This is a genomic window from Streptomyces sp. C36, from assembly GCF_040932295.1.
Taxonomy (GTDB): domain Bacteria; phylum Actinomycetota; class Actinomycetes; order Streptomycetales; family Streptomycetaceae; genus Streptomyces; species Streptomyces triculaminicus.
Genome location: NZ_JBFQGI010000001.1, coordinates 67,927 through 85,929, shown reverse-complemented (window position 1 = coordinate 85,929; position 18,003 = coordinate 67,927). Strand labels below are relative to the sequence as shown.

Sequence of the window (18,003 nt, the reverse complement as noted above, 5' to 3'; positions counted from 1 at the left end):
GAAAGTGAGGGGACATGTTTCTGAGCGTATTTTTCAAGGGTGAGTGGCGCTACGCCGAGAGCCCGGACGGGACTTCACGGCTTGTCGCCGAGGTGATGAACGGCTTGCAGGGAGAGGGGGAGGTTGGGGGCTCCTACTATCCAGGCGAAGATGCGTGGTTCTGCATCGCTGGCCGACAGCATGCTGAAAACGATCCGGTAGCGGGAAGTAACCTGCGCGTGGCGGTCAATCGACGCCACGGGTATGGGGCTCTAGTGTGGTTCGTTGATGAGAAATTCCATAAAGAGGGAGGGGTTTATGATTCCGTTTGGATTTCCGATAACCCGGAACCTCTTGATTTCGATCCGCGCGTCGTTTCAGACCCTGGGTATCCACTCTTCCATGACCCGGCCAGCGCTCTGCCGCTTTCCCGAATTCAGGCTGCGGTGGAGGAATTCTGCCGTCTACGTTCGGGGGATCGACCTGAAATCGTCAACTGGGTTTCCGGTCACATGAACGGGCAGCGCCTCGACCGGCCGTCCATGGTCGACGTCGTCGAGGATCCGGAAATCGACTGGGGCAGCCTTCGATAGCTGCGTCCCGCCGTGCCCGGTAGTGCGGCTGTGAGCTTGGTGCAGGCCTAGCCTTGCTCAGACGCCATGGGCGACAGCACCAAGGTATGTTTCTCCAGCACCAGAAGCCCCTGTCAGGCTCCACCTGACAGGGGCTTCTGGTGCTGTGACGGCAGTAGTTGACGGCAACGTCAGCGAACGAGGGCGGCGCAAGGTGGCGGGTCGTCGCCGTTGCCGTTGGCCGTCTCGGTGGCCATGCTGCCGAGCGTCGCGCTGAGGGTCTCGGTGGCGCCTCGTTGGAGGCGGAGCCTGACGGCGTAGACGATGGCGGTGACGCCGATGCGTGCGTGGCCGAGGAGTTCCTTGATCACGACGAGTTCGACGCCCTGTTCCAGGAGGAGGGTCACCGCCGAGTGGCGGAGATCGTGGAACCGGATGCGGCGGAGTCCTGCCCGGTGGAGCAACGTGGTGAAGTGCCGGGTGAGGATGGCCCCTTCGATCGGGGTACCGTTGGGCCGGGTGAACACATAGTCACTGTTCTGGCCAGCTTGCGCCTGCGCTTCGCGTTCCTGGAGCTGCCGGGTGCGGTGCTGTTCGAGAGAGCGCAGGCACGGCGTCGGCAGGGCGATGCGCCGCTCGGAGCTCTGGGTCTTGGTCGGGAGGGCGGTCAGACCGCCGGAGTTGGCGCATTGGAGAGTGCGGCGGATGCCGACGGTTCCGCCAGCCAGGTCGAGGTCCTCTCAGCGCAGGCCGAAGAGAATACTGTGCCCGGGCTGCGGAAGCCGAGGGAAGCAGTGAACTACCTTCAGACAGGTTGGGGTCCATGAAATGGGCGAGCAAGACGTTCCCTCGATGAGTGACGATCCTTCCAATGCTCGGGTCAATGTCAGCGAACTTCGTTTGGCGATGATCGACCTGCTGACCCATGAGCCGTACAACGGAGCCGCACGCGACGATCTTGCAGCCCGATTGATCGCCGGAGATCTGAGATTCAACTGGTGGTACGGGCAGGTCGTCAAGAAAGGATTGACCAGAGGCCTTCTCTGGTGCGATCCGGCAGACTTGGCCCTCGACTACATCGACTTGGTCGACAGCCTGCTGGAGGCCTGGAGTCTCTGGAAGTCCGGAAAGCAATCGGGGGATGAGTTCTTCGTAACCCTGAAGTCGACGGTCGAACAGATCGAGGACTGGGTCGGACGTGCACCGAACGTCCCTTGGGATTCAGCCCGTCCGTGATGGGCGACCATACAGAGGCCATGTCAGGACCTCCTGGCACGGCCTCGTCATGAACCTGCCGAGTGAGAGGAGCCCTGTCGGGAGATGGCCCCTGCAGGGCTCCTCTGCACATGCTCAAGCACCTTCGACTGGCCGGGGAGAGAAGAGGACCTGAGGCACTTTCTCGAGCCGGAGACCGTAGACGAGGGAACGGAACTCGACCCGGTCGATTAACGCGTTTCCTTGAGAGGCCAGAAGCCCTGCCGAGATTCACTCGGCGGGGTTTCCTGAGTTTCGAAGTGGCGGCGGCATACTCGCCTCGTCGCTGGTCGGCGTCCCCGTCATGGCCGTCAAGAACCGTCGGCTGCGGGGCGAAAAGACGTCCGACGCCGTTCTCGGCGCGCGCAGAGCTCTGGACCCGGCCAAGTACGGCATGGTGCCGGCCGGGGAGCTCGACGCTCGGCGCCCGGGGCCCGATCCGGAGGCGGACGCGATCAGGGCGGCCGCTTTCGCCGGCGATTGGCGGACCCGCCGCCGACTGGTTCGGCGCAACCGGGCAGGACGACTGGAACCTGCGGTGGTACCGGCTGGGAATCCTCGCGTACGCGGCCGCCGAGGACGACCGCTGGCTGAGGGACTGGTACACCTAACGCCCGGGCGACCCGGCCGCAACCCTGGTGCACGCCGATATGCTCGTCACGCTCGCAGGGGAGGCCCGCAGCGACCGGCGAGCCCGGCACACCAGCACCCTGCCTTCTTCCTTGCTCAAGGTCAGCAAGGAAGAAGGATTCGGGCCTATGTGAGCCAGTTCCCTGCTCCTTGTCGGCCCGGCGTCAGCTCACAGCATCGAGCGTCCCGCCGAATGGCCTTCGGGGCCAAATTTCAGCCGCTAAGCCAGAGGCAGGGGAAGTCTGAAGATGGATATTGTCACCAAACTATCTGCACTTCCCAACGCGGGGCCGCTCTCAGGCGTTTCGGACGCCTGGCAGTGGTCCCCCGCTCCCGGATTCGTCCTGTTGGCGGCATTGAGTTCAGACCGCCGGCATGTGTTCAGACTGAACACCAAGGATTCGTATGATGCAAAACTGTGCCGCGCCGTCCTTCAGTTCGTACGTGAACGGGAGGACGAGGTGGTTGGGCGGCCGGAGTCGTTGATCGCTCTGCCAGGATTCTCCTGGCCTGGACGTGATTTCGATGTCATCGGCCGGATCAGGCCGGAGGCCCATCGACTCTTCCCTGGAGATCCGGATCTCAACAGCGTTGTATTCGGGGTTTTTCCGGGCTACTCATCCGAGATCTCGGGTACTGAATCGGCGGATCAAGCTGCCGAGCGATTCAGTCGTATGCTCAAGACCTCGGATTTGAACCGCAAGCCCAGTCCGTTTGTGCTGGTGCGCTTCAACAACCCGCAAACCGGGGCAGGAACGATCGGTGAGCTGCCGGCCTTCGTCTCGCCGGACTACCTGTTGCACGAGCTGCGGCTCCTTGAGGGTGCCCAGGATGCCTGTCTTGAGCTGTGGAACCACCGGAACGAGAAGTGGATGGTGCGATGGGACGGGCAGTGGTGCGTTGTCGGTAACGGCCGGGAACTGAGTATGTCGGCCGACGAGGTCACCGTTTGGGCGGCGGCGGTGATTCGATGAGTCGAGTGGCGATGAAGCTGTGCGCCGTGCCGCCGAGTTCCGAGAGGCGCCATCCCGAGCGGCAGGAACCACGTTCATGTGAACGACCAGTCTTGAGCTCAGCGTGCACTCCGAGGAGAGCGAGGTCATAATCCAAAGGGTTATGAAGGAGAACCCCGTCCGACCTGTCCGGGATGCATGCCGATGACCTCGGGTTCGACCAGGTCGTAGGTTCAGTGGGGCGATGCCATGGGCATCTCCCCACTGGCTTGCTACAAGGAGAAAATCCATGGGAAGCACGATAAGCGTTCCAAGCGAGGACATCAGGAAAATCCTTGGAGAGAGGCGTTGCGCTTCTCTGAAGCTGATTCCTCATCAATCCTTGGACGCGATCACAGGAATCCTTTCCGGTTCTGTGAACGTTGGAATTGCCTCGCGCGATGTACTCAGAGGAACCTACCGGGACCGATACGACAGCATCAAGTCTTTCCGCGAGGAGAGATTCGGCTGGACCGAGTTCTTCGGAGTCCTGGAATTCGACTCGCCTCCGGTTGGTCTCTTCTCGATCCAGGCGGCCGATTGGAGCCTGATCGCGCTTACCGATGAGGACATCAAGTCAGTGATCGCATGTCTGGTCGGGCCACCCAACTCGTTTGAATGGCTTCCGGGTTCAACGCAAACCTGATCATTGTTAGCTGCGCGGAGCCCGAGAAGTCGTGAATACTGCTCCAGGGGCGGATGCTGACGATGGAGCAGAGGCCCTGTCGGAATTCCCTGATAGGGCCTCACTGTGAGACCTGCGGTGCTCCTCTGTGTTGGCGCGGCCAGCCGAACAGCCTGTCCGTCAGGGAACCGCGAGGGGGATGCCACGTGCGGCTTGGCCGGGCACGCATCCAAGCGATCTGGATCACCGACTACTGATGGAGGGGCATTGGGCAGCATGCGAAAGATACCAAGTGCGAGCATTAGGTCTGTACTGACGAGGCCTCAGTGCTCGTCACTGAAACTGGTCCCCGCGCAAGCCATGGAAGGGCTCTTGGACGGCCTCTGCGACTTCGTCGATGTGTGCATCGCGTCTTCCGAGACACTTTCCGAAAATTATTGGTACAGGTACACGAGCATCGATGCCGTCCGAGAAGGGAGATTCGGGTGGAACGAGTTCTTCGAAGTGCTGGATTCGGCCCCCCGGGTCGGCATGTTCTGGGTCCGGGCGGTCGATTGGAACTTGATTGTTCTCACGGATGAGGACATCAAGTCGGCCGTCGCGTGTTTGGTCCGGCCACCGGACTTGTTCACATGGCCCCCAGGAGCGAAGCAAGCGTGACTCTGTGCCGGCCGGGGCGGGCTCGCGGCTCGTTGACCTGAGCTCAGGCCGGCCCCTCGACCAGTGGGCGCGAGCGCACGGCCCGGCGGACGGCATGATGCTGGAGTCGCAACACAAGGGAAGCCCCGCCGAGATCACTCGGCGGGGCTTCTTGGCTACAGCGATGGGGAGGGGTCAGCCCTTGCGGGCCTTGACCTCGTCCGTCAGCTGGGGGACGACCTCGAAGAGGTCGCCGACGACGCCGTAGTCGACGAGCTCGAAGATCGGGGCCTCGGCGTCCTTGTTGATGGCGACGATCGTCTTGGACGTCTGCATGCCGGCGCGGTGCTGGATGGCACCGGAGATGCCCGCCGCGATGTACAGCTGCGGGGAGACCGACTTGCCGGTCTGGCCGACCTGGTTGGTGTGCGGGTACCAGCCGGCGTCGACGGCGGCGCGGGAGGCGCCGACGGCCGCGCCGAGGGAGTCGGCGAGGGCCTCGACGATGGCGAAGTTCTCGGCGCCGTTGACGCCGCGACCGCCGGAGACCACGATCGCGGCCTCGGTCAGGTCGGGGCGGCCGGTGGACTCGCGCGGGGTGCGGGAGACGACCTTGGTACCGGTGGACTTCTCGCCGAAGGAGACGGCCAGCTGCTCGACCGTGCCGGCGGCCGGGGCGGTCTCCGGGGCGGCGGAGTTGGGCTTGACGGTGATGACCGGGGTGCCCTTGGTGACGCGGGACTTGGTGGAGTACGAGGCCGCGAAGACGGACTGCGTGGCCACCGGGCCCTCGTCACCGGCCTCGAGGTCGACGGCGTCGGTGATGATGCCGGAGCCGATGCGGACCGCGAGGCGGGCCGCGATCTCCTTGCCCTCCGCGGAGGAGGGGAGGAGCACGGCGGCCGGGGAGACGGCGTTGTACGCGGCCTCCAGCGCGTCCACCTTCGGTACGACGAGGTAGTCGGCGAACTCGGCGGCGTCGGCGGCGAGCACCTTCACCGCGCCGTACTCGGCCAGCGTCGCGGCGGCGGTGTCCGCGCCGGCACCCAGGTGCACGGCGACGGGCTCGCCGATGCGGCGGGCGAGGGTCAGCAGCTCGAGGGTGGGCTTGCGGACGGCGCCGTCCACGTGGTCGACGTAGACGAGGACTTCAGCCATGGATCTGCTCTCCTGCGGGAATTGCGAGGGCGGTTGAGGGGTCGGGTGTCAGGAGCTCAGATGAACTTCTGGCCCGCTAGGAACTCGGCGAGCTTCTTGCCGCCCTCGCCCTCGTCGTTGACGACCGTGCCGGCGGTACGGGCCGGGCGCTCGGCGGCCTCGTCGACCGTGGTCCAGGAGCCCTCGAGACCGACCTCTTCCGCCTCGATGCCGAGGTCGGACAGGTCCAGGGACTGCACCGGCTTCTTCTTCGCGGCCATGATGCCCTTGAAGGAGGGGTAACGGGCCTCGCCGGACTGGTCCGTGACGGACACGACGGCCGGCAGGGCCGCCTCGAGCTGCTCGCTGGCGGAGTCGCCGTCGCGGCGGCCGGTGACCTTGCCGTCCTCGACCTTGACCTCGGAGAGCAGGGTCACCTGCGGCACGCCCAGGCGCTCGGCGAGCATCGCCGGGACGACGCCCATGCCGCCGTCGGTGGAGGCCATGCCGGAGATCACCAGGTCGTAGCCGACGTGCTCGAGGGCCTTGGCCAGCACCAGGGAGGTGCCCAGCGCGTCGGTGCCGTGCAGGTCGTCGTCCTCGACGTGGACGGCCTTGTCGGCGCCCATGGACAGCGCCTTGCGCAGGGCGTCCTTGGCGTCCTCGGGGCCGACGGTCAGCACGGTGATCTCCGCGTCGTCCGCCTCCTCGGCGATCTGCAGCGCCTGCTCGACCGCGTACTCGTCGAGCTCCGAGAGCAGACCGTCCACGTCGTCACGGTCGACGGTCAGGTCCTCGGCGAAGTGCCGGTCGCCGGTGGCGTCGGGCACGTACTTCACAGTGACAACGATCCTCAAGCTCACGCCGGCTCTCCTACTGCATCGTCTCTATCAAAGCTGCCTTGGCAGGCAGCATAGGCGCCTTGTGGGGGCGGACTCCGGTGGGTGCGGACTGAGCCCCCGACCGGAATGTTACTCGTCAGTACATCGAGGGTGTGCGGCGAACGCAAGGCCGGTCGACTGTGATCTGCCCAACGCGGCGAAAAGGGATGCTCAGGCCCCGTGAACCGTTGAGGCCCCGGGCGCCACGGCGTGTCGGACGGCGGCGCCGAGGGCCGCGATGACGTCGGCCCTGCGCGGCTGGCCCGCGGCGCGGCGCACCACCCGGCCGTCGGCGTCGAGGACCAGGGTGGTGGGGGTGGCGCGCACCTCGAGGGCGCGGACGAGTTCCAGCCGGGCCTCGGCGTCGATCTCCACGTGCGCGACGCCGTCGACCATCGCGGCGACCTCCCCCAGGACGCGCCGCGTCGCCCGGCAGGGCTGGCAGAACGCGCTGGAGAACTGTACGAGCGTGGCCCGCGCGCCCAGCTCCGCGCCGATGTCGGCGGCGCTCAGCCGCACGGACTCCCCGTCCTGACGCCGCACGGACTTCCCGTCCTGATGCCGCACGGACTCCCCATCCTGACGCCGCACGGTCTCCCCGTCCTGATCCGGCACGCTCGTCCCTCTCCGCGGCTCGCCCCGCACTTGTCCGGTTTCCAGGGTGCAGCACCCGGGGAAGCGGGGAAATTTCCCGACGTGATGAGGATCTCCCGGCCGCCGGGGTGTCCCGGCTGGCCCCCGGCGCGGGCATTCAGGCACGATCTGGCGAAAGCCGGAATCCTACGCTCGCGTAACCTACGCGTCGCGGCTTCGTGAACACTTCAGCCGGGAGCACCCTCCCCCGCCCCGCCCGGAAGGATCTTCCCGCATGGCAGAGCTCGTCTACCCGCCGGTGATCGGTTTCGCCCACACCCTGTTCAAGGCGCTGGACCTGCGCTTCGACGTCGAGGGCACCGAGCACATACCGCAGCGTGGCGGGGCGGTGCTGGTGAGCAACCACATCGGCTACCTCGACTTCGTCTTCTGCGGCCTGGCGGCCCGGCCCGCCAAGCGGCTGGTGCGTTTCATGGCCAAGGAGTCGGTCTTCCGGCACAAGGTGTCCGGGCCGCTGATGCGCGCCATGAAGCACATCCCCGTCGACCGCGCGGCCGGCATGGACGCGTACAAGCACGCGCTGACTGCGCTGCGCTCGGGAGAGGTCGTCGGCGTCTTCCCGGAGGCGACGATCTCCACCTCCTTCACGCTCAAGAACTTCAAGTCCGGCGCGGCGCGGCTGGCCCAGGAGGCCGGGGTGCCACTGGTGCCGATGGCGCTGTGGGGCACGCAGCGGCTGTGGACCAAGGGTCAGAAGCGCAATCTGAGCCGCCAGCACATTCCCGTGTCGATCCGGGTGGGCGAGCCCGTCACGGCCGGCCGGGACGAGAGCGCGGACAGCGTCACCGAGCGGGTGCGCGGCCGCGTCCAGGACCTGCTCGAGTCCGCGCAGCGCTCCTACCCCGTGCGCTCCGAGGGCCCGGCCGACAGCTGGTGGATCCCCGCGCACCTCGGCGGCACGGCGCCCGCCCCGGCCCAGGCGAAGGGCCTGGACCGCCGCTAGCACCGGAGGCGACGTGAGAGAGCCCCCCTGCCACAGCACGTGGCAGGGGGGCTCTCTCGCGTCGGTGTCGCCGAGCCGGCTAGGGCTTGGCCATCTCCTCCGCCAGGGCCTCCGCGAACGCGTCCACGTCGGCCTCGGTGGTGTCGAAGGCGCACATCCAGCGGACGTCGCCGGCGGTCTCGTCCCAGAAGTAGAAGCGGTAGCGCTTCTGCAGGCGCTCGCTCACGTCGTGCGGGAGCCGGGCGAAGACGGCGTTGGACTGCACGGGGTGCAGCACCTCGACGCCCTCCACGGTCCGTACGCGCTCGGCCAGCCGCGCCGCCATGGCGTTGGCGTGGGAGGCGCTGCGCAGCCACAGGTCGCCCGAGAGCAGCGCCTCGAACTGCACCGAGACGAAGCGCATCTTGGAGGCGAGCTGCATCGACATCTTGCGCAGGTGCTTCATCGCCCTGACCGCGTCCGGGTTCAGGACGACGACGCACTCGCCGAAGACCATGCCGTTCTTGGTGCCGCCGAAGGAGAGCAGGTCCACCCCGGCGTCGGTGGTGAAGGCCCGCAGCGGCACGCCCAGCGTGGCCGCGGCGTTGGCGATGCGCGAGCCGTCCAGGTGGACCTTCATGCCCCGCTCGTGGGCGTGGTCGCAGATCTCGCGGATCTCCTCGGGCGTGTAGCAGGTGCCCAGCTCGGTGGTCTGCGTGATCGAGACGACCTGCGGCTGGGCGCGGTGCTCGTCCTCCCAGCCGAACGCCTCGCGGTCGATGAGCTCGGGGGTGAGCTTGCCGTGCTCGGTGGGCATGTGCAGCAGCTTCAGCCCGCCGACGCGCTCGGGCGCGCCGCACTCGTCGACGTTGATGTGCGCGGAGGAGGCGCAGATGACCGCGCCCCACCGCTCGGTCGCGGCCTGCAGGGCGACGACGTTGGCGCCCGTGCCGTTGAAGACCGGGAACGCCTCGGCGGTCGGCCCGAAGTGGGCGCGCATCACGTCCTGGAGATGGGCGGTGTAGTCGTCCTCGCCGTACGCGACCTGGTGACCGCCGTTGGCGACGGCGAGCGCGGCCAGGATCTCGGGGTGCGCGCCGGCGTAGTTGTCGCTGGCGAAGCCGCGCACCGCCGTGTCATGGCGGCGTATGGCGTCGGTCCGGTCCGAGGGGGTCTCGGTCACGGTTGCGGGGTGAGCCACTGACGGGTTCCGTTCACTTCCTGGGCGGGCATCTCCCAGACGCCGGCGATGGCCTCGGCGAGGTCCTTGGCGTCGGTGAAGCCCGCGAACTTCGCGTTGGGTCGTTCTGCGCGCATCGCGTCGTGCACCAGCGCCTTGATCACCAGGACGGTGGCGGCGGCCGGCGGGGCGTCGTCGCCCCCCGCCTTGCGGAAGGAGTCGGCGAGCGCGAGGGTCCACGCCTCGGCGGCGGCCTTGGAGGCGGCGTAGGCGGCGTTGCCCGCGGTGGGCTTGCTGGCGCCGGCCGCGCTGATCAGGACGTAGCGGCCGTTGCCGCTGCGGGCCAGGGGGCCCTCGAAGGCCAGCGAGGTGTGCTGGACGGTCCGGATGAGCAGCTTCTCCAGCAGCTCCCAGTCCGCGGGGTCGGTCTCGGCGAAGGTCGCCGAGCCGCGCCAGCCGCCGACCAGGTGGACCAGGCCGTCGACGCGACCGAACTCCTTCTCGGTGCGGTCGGCCCAGGCGCGGGTGGCGTCGAGGTCCAGCAGGTCCACCGTGTCGCCGGTGACGGTCGCACCGCCGTGGGCGTAGCGGGCGGCGTCCACGGCCTCGGCGAGGCGGGCCGCGTCCGCGTCGGCGGCGACGACGGTCGCCCCGGCCTCCGCCAGCCGCAGCAGCGCCGCACGGCCCGCCGGGCCGGCCGCTCCCGCCACCGCCACGACAGCGCCCTCCAGCGGGCCATTGCCGTTGCCGGGAGTGCTCATGGTCGTCGCCTCCTTCTGCTCCTCGCTCACGCGGCCACCCGCTCCATGTCCGCAGCGGTGATCCCCTTGGTGGAGACGATCACGTCGCGCAGCTTCTTGGCAAGGGCCTCGTAGAACATGCTGAGCGGGAACTCGTCCGCGAGCACGTCATCCACCAGCTTGCGCGGCGGCAGCGAGAGGTCGAGGGCCTCGGGGCCCTTGGCCCAGGTGGAGCCGGGGTGGGGGGAGAGATAGGACGAGACGAGGTCGTAGGCGGCGAACCAGTGGACGAGCTTGGGGCGGTCGATGCCGTCGCGGTAGAGCTTCTCGATCTCGCCGCACAGCTGGTTGGTGACCTGCGGGGCGCGCTCCCAGTCGATGTGCAGGGTGTTGTCCGTCCAGCGTACGACGTCGTGCTTGTGGAGGTACGCGAAGAGCAGCTGGCCGCCGAGGCCGTCGTAGTTGCGGACCCGGTCGCCGGTGATCGGGAAGCGGAACATCCGGTCGAAGAGGACGGCGAACTGCACGTCGCGGGCCTGGGCGTAGCCGTCGGCCTCGAGCTTGACGGCCTCCTTGAAGGCCGTGAGGTCACAGCGCAGCTCCTCCAGGCCGTACATCCAGAACGGCTGGCGCTGCTTGATCATGAACGGGTCGAACGGCAGGTCGCCGTGGCTGTGGGTGCGGTCGTGGACCATGTCCCACAGGACGAACGCCTGCTGGCAGCGCTCCTGGTCGTCGATCATGTCGGCGACGTCGCCGGGCAGCTCCAGGCGCAGGGTCTCGACGGCGGCCTCGGTGATGCGGCGGAAGCGGGCCGCCTCGCGGTCGCAGAAGATGCCGCCCCAGGTGAAGCGCTCGGGGGCCTCGCGCACGGCGATGGTCTCGGGGAAGAGCACGGCGGAGTTGGTGTCGTAGCCGGCCGTGAAGTCCTCGAAGGTGATCCCGAGGAAGAGGGGGTTGTCGTAGCGGGTGCGCTCCAGCTCGGCGAGCCACTCCGGCCACACCATGCGCAGCACGACGGCCTCGAGGTTGCGGTCGGGGTTGCCGTTCTGGGTGTACATCGGGAAGACGACCAGGTGCTGCAGGCCGTCGGCGCGCTGGGCGGCGGGCTGGAAGGCCAGCAGGGAGTCGAGGAAGTCCGGCACGCCGAAGCCCGTGTCGGCCCAGCGGCGCAGGTCGGCCACGAGCGCGGAGTGGTAGGCGGCGTCGTGCGGCAGGAGCGGCGAGAGCTGCTCGATCGCGGCTATGACGGTGTCGAACTCGGCGCGCACGGCCTGGCCCGGCGGTGCGCCCTCCGCGGCGAGGTCGATGGAGCCGTCGGCGGACTGCCAGGGCCGGATCGTCTCCACCGCGGCCTTGAGCGTGGCCCAGGCCGGGTGCTCCACTACGCGATCCACAGACAAAATGTCGGATTCTGCTGCGGCCGACGCAATAATTTCCGTCACGACTAACCCTCCTCGAGAGAACCTGGCGTTAAGACACCGTATCTGTGTCAGCTTCTCCACCTCAAGGGGTTGAGCCATAAATTATCCTGCCGACCCCCGGGTCGCACCGCTGTTTTTCCTGCCGCCTTCCCCCGTCCGGGGGAACGGAAGTGGCCGTCCGTCGCTCCCGGCACTCCTGTCACGGGCGGCGTCCTAGTCGATTTCCAGCCATGTCCGGCCGCCCGGGGCCCGGCCGGGGCGAGCCCCTTCCCGGCCCGGCCGCATTTCACGAAGCCGCAACAACCTTCCGCCATTCGGACGATCCCCCGCCCTGACCTGGACAGATCGCGGCGGCCGCTGCCAGTCTCGCGCCATGCCCGCCGCCAACCAGCCCAGACGCCTGGCCGCCGCCCTCGCCGTGCTGCTCGCCGCGGCCGCCGGCTGCGCCCCGCAGGACGACACCGACGCCGCGAAGTCCACCGGCGGCCCCGCCGCCTCGGCGCACGCCTGCGCCAAGGGACGGCTCGCCACCCGCGCCCCGGGAAAGCTGACCGTGGGCACCGACAAGCCCGCCTACGCGCCCTGGTTCCAGGACGACGACCCGGCCGGCGGCAAGGGCTTCGAGTCGGCCGTGGCCTACGCCGTCGCCGACCGGCTCGGCTACGACCGCTCCGACGTCCTCTGGCAGACCGTGCCGTTCAACAGCGCCGTCGCCCCCGGGGCGAAGAAGTTCGACTTCGACATCAACCAGGTCTCCATCAGCGACGAGCGCCGCCGCGCCGTGGACTTCTCCTCCGGCTACTACGACGTGCGCCAGGCCGTCGTCGCGCTCAAGGACTCCCCGGCCGCCGGGGCGACGGACGTGGCGGGCCTCAGGCACGCCCGCCTCGGCGCCCAGGTGGGCACCACCAGCCTCGACGTCGTGAACGACGTCATCAAGCCGGACCGCCCGGCCGCCGTGTTCCAGAAGAACGACTTCGCCAAGACGGCGCTCAAGAACGGACAGGTCGACGCGATCGTCGTCGACCTGCCCACCGCCTTCTACATCACCTCGGCCGAGGTGCCGGAGGCGAAGATCGTCGGACAGTTCGAGGCGAAGGGCGACGCCGCCGAACGCTTCGGACTGGTCCTCGACAAGGGCAGCCGCATCACCGGCTGCGTGAGCGACGCCGTCGACTCCCTGCGCCGGGACGGCACCCTCGCACTGCTGGAGAAGAAGTGGCTGTCCGAAGCCGCCGACGCACCGGTGATCAAGTGACGCCGAAGGACACGGTGCCGGCGGCACGCACCCCCGAGGACCGGGCCGAAGAGCCGCACGACGCGTACGTGCCGTCCGCGCGCCGCCTCGAACGCGAGCGGTTCAAGCGGGCCCGGGCCCGCCGGGCGGCGGCCGTCGCGGCCGTCAGCACGCTCGTCACCGGCACCGTTCTCTTCCTCGTCGTCGTCGAATCCCCCGGCTGGCCGCGCACCCGAGAGACCTTCTTCAACGCCCACTACGCCCGCGAGGCCCTCCCGCACATCCTCGAGGGCCTGTGGCTCAACGTCCGGCTGCTGGCCGTCTGCGGCGCCGCGGTGCTCGCCCTCGGCATGCTGCTCGCCGTCGCCCGCACCCTGCGCGGCCCGGTCTTCTTCCCGCTACGGGCCCTGGCCACCGCCTACACCGACTTCTTCCGCGGCCTCCCGCTGATCATCTGCCTGCTGATGGTCGTCTTCGGCGTCCCCGCGCTGCGCCTGCGGGGCGTGACGACCGACCCGGTGCTGCTGGGCGGGACGGCGCTGGTCCTGACGTACTCCGCCTACGTCGGCGAGGTCTTCCGGGCCGGCATCGAGTCGGTCCACCCCAGCCAGCGCGCCGCCGCCCGCTCGCTCGGGCTCAGCGGCGGACAGACACTGCGCCACGTCGTCCTCCCGCAGGCCGTGCGGCGCGTGGTGCCGCCGCTCCTGAACGACCTGGTCTCCCTGCAGAAGGACACCGGGCTGGTCTCCGTCGCGGGCGCGGTCGACGCCGTCTACGCCGCCCAGATCAGCGCGAGCAAGAGCTTCAACTACACCCCGTACGTGGTCGCCGGGCTGATCTTCGTGGCCCTCACCATCCCGATGACCCGGTTCACCGACGCGGTGACCGCCCGGATGGACCGCCGCCGGGCCCAGGGAGGGATCGTATGAGCGAGCGGCCCGCGCCACCGGACGGACAGCCGGTGCTGCGCCTGGAAGCGGTGCGCAAGACCTTCGGGAGCACGGTCGTCCTGCGCGACGTGGACCTGGACGTCGCCCCGCACACCGTCACCGCGCTGATCGGCGCGTCGGGTTCGGGCAAGTCGACGCTGCTGCGGTGCGCGAACCTGCTCGAGGAGATCGACGACGGCGCCATCCTCCTCGACGGCGAGGACATCACCGACCCGCGCGTGAACCCCGACACCGTGCGCCGCCGCATCGGCGTGGTCTTCCAGGCGTACAACCTCTTCCCGCACATGACGGTGCTGGAGAACATCACCCTCGCCCCGCGCCGCGTCCACCGCGTGCCGCGCGCGCAGGCCGAGGAGCGGGCCCGCGAGCTGCTGGAACGGCTGGGCCTGGGCGGCAGGGCCGGCGAGTACCCGGACCGGCTCAGCGGCGGCCAGCAGCAACGCGTCGCGATCGCCCGGGCGTTGGCGGTCCGCCCCCGGCTGCTGCTGCTCGACGAGATCACGGCGGCGCTGGACCCCGAGCTGGTCGGCGAGGTGCTGGGCGTGGTGCGCGACCTCAAGGACGAGGGGATGACCATGGTCCTGGCCACGCACGAGATGGGCTTCGCCCGGGACGTGGCCGACCAGGTCTGCTTCCTCGACGGCGGAGTCGTGCTCGAGCGCGGCACGCCGGACGAGGTCTTCGGCGCGCCGCGCGAGGAACGCACCAGGCGCTTCCTGCGGCGCCTGACGGAGGCGGGGCGGCTGTAGGGCGTGTCCCGACGGGGCAGGGCGTGCCCGACGCAGGGCGTGTCCGGCGGGTGCGGGGCGTGTCCGACGTAGGGCGTGTCCGGCGGGTCGGCCACGCCCCAGGGGGCCGGGTCCCTACGCGGCCAGGTCCTTGACCAGCAGCTCGAACTCCAGGTCGGCGCGCTGCGGGATGCCGAACCGCTCGTCGCCGTACGGGAACGGGCTCATCCGCCCCGTGCGCCGGTAGCCGCGGCGCTCGTACCAGGCGATCAGTTCGTCGCGCTGCCGGATCACGGTCATGTGCATCTCCGAGGCGCCCCACTCGGTGCGCGCGAGGCGCTCGGCCTCCGCCATGACGAGCTTGCCCAGGCCGCCGCCCTGCGCGGTCGGGCGGACCGCGAACATGCCGAAGTACGCGTGCGTGCCGCGGTGTTCGACGTGGCAGCAGGCGACGGTCTCGCCGTCGAGGTCCGCGACCAGCAGCCGGCTGTTCTCGTCCGTGACCACGGCCATGACGCCCTCGGGGTCGGTGCGCTGCCCCTCGAGCAGATCGGCCTCGGTGGTCCAGCCGGCGCGGCTCGCGTCCCCGCGGTAGGCCGACTCGACGAGCGCGACGAGCGCGGGCACGTCGACGGCGGTCGCGGCCCGGAAGATCGGCGCTGCGGTACGGCTCCTTGCGGTCTCCATGGTGTCCCGTGGTCCTCTCCGTGCGGTTTCGGGCGCATGTACGACCCTAACGGAGGAGGTGTGCGTACAGTCGCGGGCATGGTGCACGTACTGAGCAGCAGGGTATTGCTGAGGCCGACCGATCCCGAGCGGTCGAGGGAGTTCTACGGCGGGGCTCTGGGGCTCGCGGTCTACCGCGAGTTCGGCACGGGCCCCGAACGCGGGGTCGTCTACTTCCTGGGCGGCGGCTTCCTGGAGGTGTCGGGGCGGTCGCAGACGCCGCCCGGGCCGGGGCTGGAGCTGTGGATGCAGGTCGCGGACGCGGCGGCGGCGCACAAGGAGTTCCTGCTGCGCGGGGTGGAGGTGATCGAGCCCCCCGAGCGCAAGCCGTGGGGGCTGATCGAGATGTGGATCGCGGACCCCGACGGCGTGCGCATCGCGGTGGTGGAGGTGCCGGAGGACCATCCGATGCGGTTCCGGCCGGGCATCTGACGCGGGGCGTCCGAGGGCTGGGTGTCCGACGGGCCGGGCATCGGACGGGTCGGGCATCCGACGGGTCGGGCATCCGACAGGCCGGGCATCCGACGGACCGGCCCGGCAGCGTCCGGCCCCCGGCCCCCGGCCCCGGGAGCCGAGCGGGCGCGCGGCGGGAGGGCGCTGCGCGCCCCCTGTGCGCCCGTGCGCTCCCATGCGCGGGGGTCGCCGTGGGCATTCTCCGGAAGTGGGTCGCGTCCGGGGGACCCGGGGAGGTGCGCCGTGCACGGACCGCCGCTGGTGGGGTGGTTGCTGGTCGCACTGTGCGCCGCCATCGGCGCGTACTGCCTCTTCAGGATGCGGGCCGGCGCGGCGGGGGAGCGCCGGGCCGCGGGGGGCGACGCGCTGATGGGGCTGGGCATGGCCGCCATGGCGGTCCCGGCGGCGGCCCTGGACACCCGGACGTGGGGGCACGTGGCCTTCGCCCTGGTCTTCGGGGCGGTGGGGCTGCGTGCCCTCGCGCTGGCCCGCGGCGGACGCGCGGGCATGCATCACCTGCACCACGCGGTGGGCGCCTTCGCCATGGTCTACATGGCGCTCGCGATGGCTGGCTCCCCCGGCGCCGGCCACGCCGGGCACACCGCGGGCGACGGCATCCGCGAACCCGCGGGGAACCCCCTGGTCACCGGGCTGCTGCTGGTCTACTTCGCGGTCTATGTCGTGCGCACCGCGGCGGGAATGGTCCCGGTGACGGCCATCGCCACGCAGGACGCCCCCTGGCCGGGCCCCCGGCCCGGGCGGGTGGGCGGCCCCGAGCTGACCGACGCCTGCCGGCTGTCCATGGGCATCGGCATGCTGGCGATGCTGCTCACCATGTGAGCGCGCCACGGCCCGCGTGGTCTGCGTCACTTAACGTGCCGACGCGTATCCGGGCCCCGCCGCCTCCTCATAGGCTGACCGCATGATGGTCCCGCTCGCGCTGCTGGTCCTCGGCGGCCTGGCCGCGTCGATGGCACCGCGCGTGCTGACCCGCGCCGACTGGCCCGACCGCGAACCCGTCCTGGCCCTGTGGGTCTGGCAATGCGTGGTGGCCGGCGTGCTGTTGTGCTGTGCGCTCGCCATGGCGCTGAGCGCCGCCGCGGCCTGGGAGGCCGTACGCGGCAACGTCTTCGCGCCCGCCCCGCACGGCGTGATGGAGGCCTACGCCCTCACCGCCTACGGCCCCTGGGCCGCCCCGCTGGCCGTCGCCCTCGCCTCCGGCGCCGTGTGGACGGCCGCGATGCTGACCCGCGAGATCCGCGACGCCCGCGCCCGCCGGCGCCGCCGCCGCGCCGAGTTGCTCGTACGGTCCCCCCGACTGCCCGGCGAGGACCGCGGCGCCGAGCGGCTCGTGGTCCTCGAGGGCGACCACCCCGAGGCCTGGCTGCTGCGGGCCGGCACCGCGCCCCAGCTCGTGATCACCACGGCCGCGCTGCGCCGCCTGAACGACTCCCAGCTGGACGCGGTCCTGGCCCACGAACAGGGCCACGCCCGCGCCCGCCACGACTGGCTGCTGCACTGCTCGGCGGCCCTGGCCAACGGCTTCCCGCAGGTACCGGTCTTCGCCGCGTTCCGCGACCAGGTCCACCACCTCGTCGAACTGGCCGCCGACGACAGCGCCTCCCGTCGCTCCGGCCGCCTCGCCACGGCCCTGGCCCTGGTCGAACTCAACGAGTACCGGGGCGTGTTCGGCCCCTGCCCCACCCCTCTCTCCCACGTCCCCGACCGCGTCCTGCGCCTGCTGGCCCCGGCCCCCCGCCTCACGGCGGCCCGACGCCTACGCCTGACGGCGGTCGCGGCCCTGGTGCCGTTCGTACCGGTGCTGGTGACCTTCGTCCCGGGCCTGAGCGCGCTGGGAGCGCGCTGAGGCCCCGATCTCCGAGCTCGTCGACCACGTCCCCGCCGACTCCGGCCGACGGGGGCGTTCGCGTACCGTACGGCGCATGGCATCGGAGCCCGCACCCTCTCGGTGGATGACGAAGGCGTCGTCGGTCGCGTCCGCCCTCGTCTGCCTCGTCGTTCTCGCCGCGTGCGCGGGAGGCGGCGGAGCGGCGGACGATGAGGAGGAGCCGGGCGGGGGGACGGCCCGGTCGGCGTTCGTGGAGGGGTTCGCGGCCGGCCAGGAGGTGCTCGAGGAGCACGGCAAGGGTGCGGCCGTCCGGGAGACGGTGGGGGGCGGGTGCGAGAAGCGGGCCGAGGCGGCCGGGACCGGGTATCCGGACGAATGGATACGCGGATGCCGGAAGGGTGTTCAGTCCTTCCCCGGAAGTTGACCTCCCT

19 protein-coding genes and 1 pseudogene are annotated in these 18,003 nt (G+C 69.8%); 12 read left to right on the top strand and 8 right to left on the bottom strand.

Going from position 1 to position 18,003, the window contains the following annotated elements; translation table 11 throughout:
* Positions 1-14 precede the first annotated feature (14 nt).
* A complete protein-coding gene (locus tag AB4K12_RS00405) occupies positions 15-572 on the top strand; it encodes an Imm1 family immunity protein (RefSeq protein WP_368432193.1) in 558 nt (185 codons plus the stop codon).
* Between the two features lie 170 nt (positions 573-742).
* On the opposite strand, the pseudogene AB4K12_RS00400 reads toward AB4K12_RS00405, so the two are convergent.
* Positions 743-1,309, bottom strand: a pseudogene (locus AB4K12_RS00400) (site-specific integrase); the annotation flags it as partial.
* 70 nt (positions 1,310-1,379) lie between these two features.
* Here AB4K12_RS00400 and AB4K12_RS00395 point away from each other — a divergent pair.
* The 3 genes from AB4K12_RS00395 (at position 1,380) to AB4K12_RS00385 (ending at position 4,073) form a co-directional block, all read left to right on the top strand.
* A complete protein-coding gene (locus tag AB4K12_RS00395; protein ID WP_368433159.1) occupies positions 1,380-1,787 on the top strand; it encodes a hypothetical protein in 408 nt (135 codons plus the stop codon).
* Between the two features lie 896 nt (positions 1,788-2,683).
* A complete protein-coding gene (locus AB4K12_RS00390; protein ID WP_368432192.1) occupies positions 2,684-3,409 on the top strand; it encodes a hypothetical protein in 726 nt (241 codons plus the stop codon).
* 268 nt (positions 3,410-3,677) lie between these two features.
* Positions 3,678-4,073, top strand: a complete 396-nt coding sequence (locus tag AB4K12_RS00385) for a hypothetical protein (protein WP_368432191.1) — start codon at positions 3,678-3,680, stop codon at positions 4,071-4,073.
* Between the two features lie 813 nt (positions 4,074-4,886).
* On the opposite strand, the gene AB4K12_RS00380 is transcribed toward AB4K12_RS00385, so the two are convergent.
* The 3 genes from AB4K12_RS00380 to AB4K12_RS00370 form a co-directional block, all read right to left on the bottom strand.
* Positions 4,887-5,849 (bottom strand): electron transfer flavoprotein subunit alpha/FixB family protein, encoded by a 963-nt coding sequence (locus AB4K12_RS00380; protein WP_368432190.1) that lies wholly within the window; start codon positions 5,847-5,849, stop codon positions 4,887-4,889.
* 56 nt (positions 5,850-5,905) lie between these two features.
* The gene (locus tag AB4K12_RS00375) at positions 5,906-6,691 is read right to left on the bottom strand and encodes an electron transfer flavoprotein subunit beta/FixA family protein (protein ID WP_086570012.1); all 786 of its coding nucleotides are present in this window, start codon (positions 6,689-6,691) and stop codon (positions 5,906-5,908) included.
* A gap of 189 nt (positions 6,692-6,880) precedes the next feature.
* Positions 6,881-7,276 (bottom strand): TlpA family protein disulfide reductase, encoded by a 396-nt coding sequence (locus tag AB4K12_RS00370; RefSeq protein WP_368432189.1) that lies wholly within the window; start codon positions 7,274-7,276, stop codon positions 6,881-6,883.
* A 301-nt stretch (positions 7,277-7,577) separates the two neighbouring features.
* Here AB4K12_RS00370 and AB4K12_RS00365 point away from each other — a divergent pair, with 301 nt between their 5' ends.
* Positions 7,578-8,306: a lysophospholipid acyltransferase family protein gene (locus tag AB4K12_RS00365; RefSeq protein WP_368432188.1), complete on the top strand. Its 729-nt coding sequence runs from the start codon at positions 7,578-7,580 to the stop codon at positions 8,304-8,306.
* Positions 8,307-8,385: 79 nt separating this feature from the next.
* Here AB4K12_RS00365 and AB4K12_RS00360 read toward each other — a convergent pair whose 3' ends face one another.
* Genes AB4K12_RS00360 through AB4K12_RS00350 form a run of 3 tightly spaced genes read right to left on the bottom strand, consistent with a single transcriptional unit; the run spans position 8,386 to position 11,650 of the window.
* Entirely contained in the window at positions 8,386-9,468 is a 1,083-nt protein-coding gene (locus AB4K12_RS00360) for a low specificity L-threonine aldolase (protein ID WP_368432187.1), read from the bottom strand.
* Positions 9,465-10,226 (bottom strand): SDR family NAD(P)-dependent oxidoreductase, encoded by a 762-nt coding sequence (locus AB4K12_RS00355; protein ID WP_086570089.1) that lies wholly within the window; start codon positions 10,224-10,226, stop codon positions 9,465-9,467. The genes AB4K12_RS00360 and AB4K12_RS00355 overlap by 4 nt, the downstream gene beginning before the upstream one ends.
* 26 nt (positions 10,227-10,252) lie before the next feature.
* The gene (locus AB4K12_RS00350) at positions 10,253-11,650 is read right to left on the bottom strand and encodes a DUF6421 family protein (RefSeq protein WP_368432186.1); all 1,398 of its coding nucleotides are present in this window, start codon (positions 11,648-11,650) and stop codon (positions 10,253-10,255) included.
* Positions 11,651-12,002: 352 nt separating this feature from the next.
* Here AB4K12_RS00350 and AB4K12_RS00345 point away from each other — a divergent pair, with 352 nt between their 5' ends.
* The 3 genes from AB4K12_RS00345 to AB4K12_RS00335 are packed head-to-tail and all read left to right on the top strand — an operon-like array spanning position 12,003 to position 14,565.
* Positions 12,003-12,887, top strand: a complete 885-nt coding sequence (locus AB4K12_RS00345; RefSeq protein ID WP_368432185.1) for an ABC transporter substrate-binding protein — start codon at positions 12,003-12,005, stop codon at positions 12,885-12,887.
* 14 nt (positions 12,888-12,901) lie between these two features.
* Positions 12,902-13,795, top strand: a complete 894-nt coding sequence (locus tag AB4K12_RS00340) for an amino acid ABC transporter permease (RefSeq protein WP_368433111.1) — start codon at positions 12,902-12,904, stop codon at positions 13,793-13,795.
* Positions 13,792-14,565: an amino acid ABC transporter ATP-binding protein gene (locus tag AB4K12_RS00335; RefSeq protein WP_242645900.1), complete on the top strand. Its 774-nt coding sequence runs from the start codon at positions 13,792-13,794 to the stop codon at positions 14,563-14,565. The genes AB4K12_RS00340 and AB4K12_RS00335 overlap by 4 nt, the downstream gene beginning before the upstream one ends.
* A 114-nt stretch (positions 14,566-14,679) precedes the next feature.
* On the opposite strand, the gene AB4K12_RS00330 is transcribed toward AB4K12_RS00335, so the two are convergent.
* Positions 14,680-15,231, bottom strand: a complete 552-nt coding sequence (locus AB4K12_RS00330; RefSeq protein WP_368432184.1) for a GNAT family N-acetyltransferase — start codon at positions 15,229-15,231, stop codon at positions 14,680-14,682.
* Between the two features lie 78 nt (positions 15,232-15,309).
* Here AB4K12_RS00330 and AB4K12_RS00325 point away from each other — a divergent pair, with 78 nt between their 5' ends.
* The 4 genes from AB4K12_RS00325 (at position 15,310) to AB4K12_RS00310 (ending at position 17,996) form a co-directional block, all read left to right on the top strand.
* Positions 15,310-15,702 (top strand): VOC family protein, encoded by a 393-nt coding sequence (locus AB4K12_RS00325; RefSeq protein ID WP_207247317.1) that lies wholly within the window; start codon positions 15,310-15,312, stop codon positions 15,700-15,702.
* Between the two features lie 264 nt (positions 15,703-15,966).
* The gene (locus tag AB4K12_RS00320; RefSeq protein ID WP_368432183.1) at positions 15,967-16,563 is read left to right on the top strand and encodes a DUF5134 domain-containing protein; all 597 of its coding nucleotides are present in this window, start codon (positions 15,967-15,969) and stop codon (positions 16,561-16,563) included.
* An 82-nt stretch (positions 16,564-16,645) separates the two neighbouring features.
* Positions 16,646-17,590 carry a M56 family metallopeptidase gene (locus AB4K12_RS00315; RefSeq protein WP_368432182.1) on the top strand — a complete coding sequence of 315 codons (945 nt, stop codon included), beginning with the start codon at positions 16,646-16,648 and terminating at the stop codon, positions 17,588-17,590.
* A gap of 106 nt (positions 17,591-17,696) precedes the next feature.
* Positions 17,697-17,996 carry a hypothetical protein gene (locus tag AB4K12_RS00310; RefSeq protein ID WP_368432181.1) on the top strand — a complete coding sequence of 100 codons (300 nt, stop codon included), beginning with the start codon at positions 17,697-17,699 and terminating at the stop codon, positions 17,994-17,996.
* Positions 17,997-18,003: the final 7 nt, after the last annotated feature.